The sequence below is a fragment of the Nocardia sp. NPDC058658 genome (genome assembly GCF_042716665.1).
In the GTDB taxonomy this organism is placed as follows: domain Bacteria; phylum Actinomycetota; class Actinomycetes; order Mycobacteriales; family Mycobacteriaceae; genus Nocardia.
In genome coordinates, this window is the sequence record NZ_JBHXRR010000005.1 from 162,785 (window position 1) to 168,789 (window position 6,005).

The 6,005-nt window shown below is 67.0% G+C and carries 4 protein-coding genes; all 4 read left to right on the top strand.

Features of this window, described 5'->3' with window-relative positions:
- Position 1: 1 nt before the first annotated feature.
- The 4 genes from mftC (at position 2) to ACFWUP_RS11450 (ending at position 5,865) form a co-directional block, all read left to right on the top strand.
- Positions 2 to 1,474, top strand: a complete 1,473-nt coding sequence (mftC, locus tag ACFWUP_RS11435) for a mycofactocin radical SAM maturase (protein ID WP_379233312.1) — start codon at positions 2 to 4, stop codon at positions 1,472 to 1,474.
- A gap of 130 nt (positions 1,475 to 1,604) precedes the next feature.
- Positions 1,605 to 3,002 carry a mycofactocin biosynthesis glycosyltransferase MftF gene (gene mftF, locus ACFWUP_RS11440; protein ID WP_379233188.1) on the top strand — a complete coding sequence of 466 codons (1,398 nt, stop codon included), beginning with the start codon at positions 1,605 to 1,607 and terminating at the stop codon, positions 3,000 to 3,002.
- A 10-nt stretch (positions 3,003 to 3,012) separates the two neighbouring features.
- A complete protein-coding gene (mftG, locus tag ACFWUP_RS11445) occupies positions 3,013 to 4,401 on the top strand; it encodes a mycofactocin system GMC family oxidoreductase MftG (protein WP_379233190.1) in 1,389 nt (462 codons plus the stop codon).
- A 105-nt stretch (positions 4,402 to 4,506) separates the two neighbouring features.
- Entirely contained in the window at positions 4,507 to 5,865 is a 1,359-nt protein-coding gene (locus ACFWUP_RS11450; protein ID WP_379233192.1) for a GAF domain-containing protein, read from the top strand.
- Positions 5,866 to 6,005 lie beyond the last annotated feature (140 nt).

Sequence of the window (6,005 nt, forward strand, 5' to 3'; positions counted from 1 at the left end):
CATGCTCGATCTCGACACCCGGTGGACGCTGCACCCGCGGGTCTCGTTGCGCCCGGAGTCCTTCGGCGCGCTGCTGTATCACTTCGGCACCCGCAAGCTCTCGTTCCTCAAGAGCCGCGATCTCGTCGACGTGGTCCGGTCGTTGCCCGCGCACTCCTCGGTGCGCGACGCGCTGCGTGCCAAGGGCATCGACGCCTCCGAGGCCCATGTCGCCGCGCTGGAGCAGCTGGCCGACACCGACATGATCGTGGCATCGCCAGGCCTGGTCACTCCCGCCCCGAAGGCCTTGGAAGTCGCTGAGGCCAGCGAGGGCGGCAGGCTGATCGATCGTTTCGAATCCGGCCTCGCCGCCCCGATCTGCCTCACCTGGGAACTCACCTACGCCTGCAACCTGTCGTGCGTGCACTGCCTGTCCTCCTCTGGCCGGCGCGACCCGAACGAACTGAGTACCGAACAGTGCAAGGCGCTGATCGACGAGTTCGAACGCATGCAGATCTTCTACGTCAACATCGGCGGCGGTGAACCGACCGTGCGCCCTGACTTCTGGGAACTGGTCGACTACGCCACCGCGCACAATGTGGGGGTCAAGTTCTCCACCAACGGCGTTCGCATCAACGAAGAGGTCGCCGCGCGCTTGGCGGCAAGCGACTACGTCGACGTGCAGATATCCCTCGACGGTGCCGACGCCGCGGTCAACGACGCCGTGCGCGGGCCCGGCTCCTACGACACCGCGATCAGGGCACTGTCGAATCTGTACGACGCCGGTTTCAAGGACGCGAAGCTCTCCGTCGTGGCCACCCGGCACAACATCTCCCAGCTCGACGAATTCAAGGCCATCGCAGACAAATACGGCGCCACCCTGCGACTGACCCGCCTTCGCCCCTCTGGCCGCGGTGCCGACGTCTGGGACGAACTGCACCCCCTGCCCGAACAGCAACGCGAGCTCTACGACTGGCTCGTGGCCAACGGCGAGGGCGTGCTCACCGGCGACTCGTTCTTCCACCTGTCCGCATTCGGCTCGGCCCTACCGGGTTTGAACATGTGCGGCGCGGGTCGCGTGGTCTGCCTGGTCGACCCGGTCGGCGACGTCTACGCCTGCCCCTTCGCCATCCACGACCGCTTCAAGGCCGGAAACATCGTCGCTGACGGCGGTTTCGACGCGGTCTGGACCGACTCGCAGCTCTTCGCCGAACTCCGCGAACCCGTCGACGGTGGCGCGTGCACGAAATGCTCGCACTACGACTCCTGCCGCGGCGGCTGCTTGGCCGCGAAATTCTTCACCGGCCTCCCCGCCAACGGGCCCGACCCGGAGTGCGTGCAGGGCTACGGCGAAGCGGCGTTGACGGCACCGGGACGCACCATTCCGCGCCCCGCCGCCGACCACTCGCGTCCGGTGCGCAGCCGGACCAGAGTGTCGCTGCCGCTCACGGTGAAGCGGCCACCGGCCAAGGCGTGCAACGAGAGTCCGCTCTAGTTGCCGGAAGTGCGCTGCCGATCTTGTTGACACGTCCGGCAACCGGTCACAGCCGTATTTCAGGCAGACTTTGGTCCTTTTTTCTGGGGTGATGATGTCTGGAGGCCCAACTGCGAATAGCATGCGAGGAATGCGCCATGATCGTCTGCCCGACGGCTTCGGGGTACGGATCGATCCACGGGTACGCGCATTTTCCGGGGGTCGGATCCTGATCGGAGGATCGCCCGCACGGATGCTGCGCTTGGCCCCGGAGGCCGCCGAGTTGATCGGCGACGGATACCTGGAGGTGACCGACACCAGGTCGGCGATCGTCGCGCGCCGACTGCTCGATTCCGGCGTGGCCAACCCGCGCCCACGGCTGGAACCGTCCCTCGACGACGTCACCGTCGTCATCCCGCTCTACAACAACGCCGACGGGCTCTTACGTCTGCTCGCGGTGCTGCGCGGACACAATGTGATCGTCGTCGACGACGGTTCCGACGAGCCGGTCCGCATCCCGCCGCGATCCGGTCGTGGTCAGGTATCGGTGATCCGCCACGAGAGCCCACTCGGCCCCGCCGCCGCGCGCAATGCCGGATTGAAGGCGGCGACAACGGGCTTCGTCGCGTTCCTGGACTCCGATGTGGTGCCGCGCAGCGGATGGCTCGAGGTCATGCTCGGACATTTCAGCGATCCGCAGGTCGCGCTGGTCGCCCCGCGCATCGTGGCGCTCGACAAGGAATCCAACGCGCTCGCCCGCTACGAACACACCAGGTCCTCCCTCGATCTTGGCCGCCGCGAATCGGCGGTGCACGCGCGCGGCATCGTGTCGTATGTGCCGAGCGCGGCGCTGCTGGCTCGACGCGCGGCGCTGCTCGGCGAGGGCGGATTCGACGAATCCATGCAGGTGGCCGAGGATGTCGACCTGTGCTGGCGGCTCGAACGCGCGGGCTGGCGGCTGCGTTACGAGCCCGCCGCGCACGTCGCCCACGATCACCGCGTGGCCTTCCGCGCCTGGTTCGGGCGAAAACTGTTCTACGGCACCGGTGCCGCCCCGCTGGGCAAACGCCATTCCGGCCTGGTCTCGCCGTTGTCGGTGCCGACCTGGACCGTGCTGGCCAGTCTGCTGTTCGCGACCCTGTCGAAATGGGGACTGCTCGGCGGCCTCGTCACCCTCGCCACCGCCCTCGTCCGCCTGCGCCGGGTCTTCACCGAACTCGACAATCCGACCAGAATCGCGGCGGTCTACCTGGCCCGCGGCTATTTCGCCGGCATGTGGCGCCTGGCCTCGGCCATGTGTCGCGACTATTGGCCGGTGACGCTACTGGCGGTCATCGCGTCGAGCCGAATCCGCAAGATCGCCATCACGATGGCACTCGCGGACGGCCTCGCCGACTGGTTCACCCACCGCGATTCGGGCGGGCTCGACCCCCTGCGCTACGTCGCCTACAAACGCCTCGACGACGTGGCCTACGGAACGGGCCTGTGGCTCGGCGTCCTCCGAGCCCGCAGCTTCGAAGCCCTCAAACCGAGCATGCCCCCGCGCTGAATCCTGTTGCGTGACGAACGCTCTCATCGTCGGAGCCGGGTCGGCGGGTTGTGTCCTCGCCGCTCGGCTCAGCGCGGATCCGGCGCGTTCGGTGCGGGTGTTCGAAGCGGGTCCGGTCTGGCCGACCGCCGCTGACCTGCCCGCCGAACTGCTCGACCCGGGCCACCTCCCCATCGGTCCCGCGTCCGAGGTGGTCTGGCGATATCCGGGAAACCTGTTGCGCGGCAAGCTGATCGGTGGCTCCGGTGCGATCAACGGCAGTTACTTCATTCGCCCACCCGCCACCGACTTCGCCGCGTGGAGTGCCGTGGCAGGCCCGCGCTGGTCGTTCGACTCGGTCCTACCCGTGTTCTGCGATCTGGAAAACGACCACGATTTCGGCACGGCTGCTCGGCACGGGTCCCACGGCCCGATCCCGATCTCGCGCACCGACGACCCCGCCCAGTTCAGTGCCGACTTCGCTGAACGTTGCGCAGCGGCAGGATTGACCGAAATTCCGGACCTCAACGCAGGTGCCGCTGAGGTCGGATTCGGTCGAGTACCGTTGGCGGTCTCGCAAGGTCTACGAGCCGGACCCGCGATAACCCACCTCTATCCCGCACTCGAACGACCCAACCTGACAGTCACCGCCGACACCATGGTGACTCGACTGCTTCTGCGCGGTCCCCGGGTGATCGGTGTGGAGTGGGCGCGCGGTCGCGAGCGGGGGCGAACCTATGCCGATCGAACAGTGTTGTGCGCGGGCGCGATCGAGTCGGCGGCGCTGTTGATCAGATCGGGGATCGGTCCCGAACCACTGCTGCGCTCGCTCGGCGTGCCGGTCGTGCAGCCCGCTCCGGTGGGCCGGTGGTGCACCGATCACCCCGAGATCGGCGTCGAATTCCCCGACGGCAAGCCCGACGAGCCCGCTGTCCCACTCGAATACGTCCTCGAAATCGACGACCTCGAACTACGCCCGTACACCCAGAAATTCACCCCGGGCCAGCGCCGAATCGGAGTCGCACTGATGCACCCCGAATCATCCGGCGAGCTGACGCTGCGCTCGGCGGACCCATCCGTCCCCGCGCACGTCGATCAGCACTATCTCCGCAGCGAGCTGGACCGCGCTCGCCTGCGCGAGGGAGTAGCCCTCACCGCCGACCTCCTGGGCCGACGAATCGGCCCCGCCGACGACCCCTGGCTCCACGCACACCTGGGCACCTCCCAACACCTTTCCGGCACCTGCCGCATGGGCCGACCCGACGACGATCGAGCGGTGGTCGACGAGCACGGCACTGTCCACGGCATCGAAGCACTGGCGGTCGCCGATCTGTCGATCGTCCCCGTCCCGCTGCGCCGCGGCCCACAGGCCACCACGGTGATGGTGGCCGCACACATAGCCGACTACATGGTCATGTGACGAAGTGACATTCGATACCACGATGTGACCTGCGGGACAAACCCCGACTTCTGGCGTTTTGCCCGATAAGTGCCCGGTACAGTTTGTAGCGGGAAAGAAAGGCAAATGGTCAGCAATCTTGCAGGTGGGAGGCCCCCACGGCAGGCATCGGAGTCGGGCGCACAGCTCGGTGCTCTGGAAGCCTATGCCGCACAGGCCCATGGATATCTCAGTGCCGGTGGGGAACAGCTGACCCAGCTGGCCGGTCTACTACGTCCGCTCGTCCTCGAATCATGGCTGCGCAGTGTGCGCGGCGGTGTCGATCCGACGGACGTCATCGACGGTCGCGGGTTGCGTGGCGCCGATCTGGAGCGTTATCGCGACGCCCATCCGATCGCCGCGCTCATGCCGCTGATCGACAAACTGCTGGTCCAGGACGCGTCGCAGGCCGGATTGATCGTGACCGTGGCCGATCAGTTCGGTCGGGTGCTCTCGGTGCACGGCCATCCCGAACAGGTCGCCGCCGCCGCCGAGATCGGCGTGCGCGAGGGCGACGATCTCAGCGAGCGCCGCATCGGTACCAACGCCGTGGGCCTTGTCGTGCGCACCGGCCGCGCCACCTGGATCCACGGACCCGAACATTTTCTGCATCGCATGCACCAGATCACCGGTGCCGCGGCCCCCGTGCACGAGCCGGACGGGCGGCTGATCGGCGTCTTGATGATTGCCGGCGGGATGCGGGTGGCCAAGCCGGAAATCCTCGCCCTGGTCAAAGCGGCCGCGACCGCCGCTGAGATGGACCTGGTGCTGCGGGCGATGCGCGCCGGACACGGCACCCCGGCGCCGGCGAATCGCGACGACACCGAACCGGCCAGGCTCGGCCTCGACGTCCTCGGTCTCGGTCAACCGCAGCTGAGCATCGCGGGGGAGCGGGTGTCGCTGTCGCAGCGTCACGCCGAGATCCTGCTCTTGCTCACCGAGCATCCCGAAGGTCTCGGCGCCGATCATCTGGCGCTGCTGCTCGACGACACCGATCTCGACAACGGCACGATCCGCGCCGCGATGTCGCGGTTGCGTTCGGTGATCGGCGCCTCGGTGGTCGGTTCGCGTCCCTACCGTCTGCGCGTGCATGTCGCAACCGATGTGGAGGCCTTGCGGGCCGCGCTCGACTCCGGTGATATCGAATCCGCATTGCGCTTGTACGCGGGACCGGTGCTGCCGAGGTCCTCGGCGCCGGGCATCTGCGACATCCGTGACGAGCTCCGGGTGCGATTGCGCACCGCCGTGCTCGCCGCGCCCGACGTCGCCGTGCTGCGCCGCTGGACCTCCTGCGCGGAAGGGCGCGACGACGCCGCCGCGTGGGCTGCATATCGGGCCACCATAGATCGTGATTCACCGCTGTATGCGCAGATAGAAGCCAAGATCCGGGTGCTCGATCGCCGCATCGGCGCCGATGCAACGCAGATGCAACGTTTCGGCTCATAGTCTCCGGATCTGAAGGTGTGGTGGCTCACATAGGAATCACCGATATGTTGGAGCCCACACTCAGGCCCAGGTCATGCCTACTGACCGGTATCTGCTGGACAGTCGACCGATTTTTTTAGCGGAAAAAGTTTCTTTTTATT

Excerpts from the sequence above, each read along its gene's own strand:
- ACFWUP_RS11450 (WP_379233192.1), top strand. The coding sequence starts at position 4,507 with ATGGTCAGCAATCTTGCAGGTGGGAGGCCCCCACGGCAGGCATCGGAG.
- mftF (WP_379233188.1), top strand. The coding sequence starts at position 1,605 with ATGCGCCATGATCGTCTGCCCGACGGCTTCGGGGTACGGATCGATCCA.
- mftC (WP_379233312.1), top strand. The coding sequence starts at position 2 with ATGCTCGATCTCGACACCCGGTGGACGCTGCACCCGCGGGTCTCGTTG.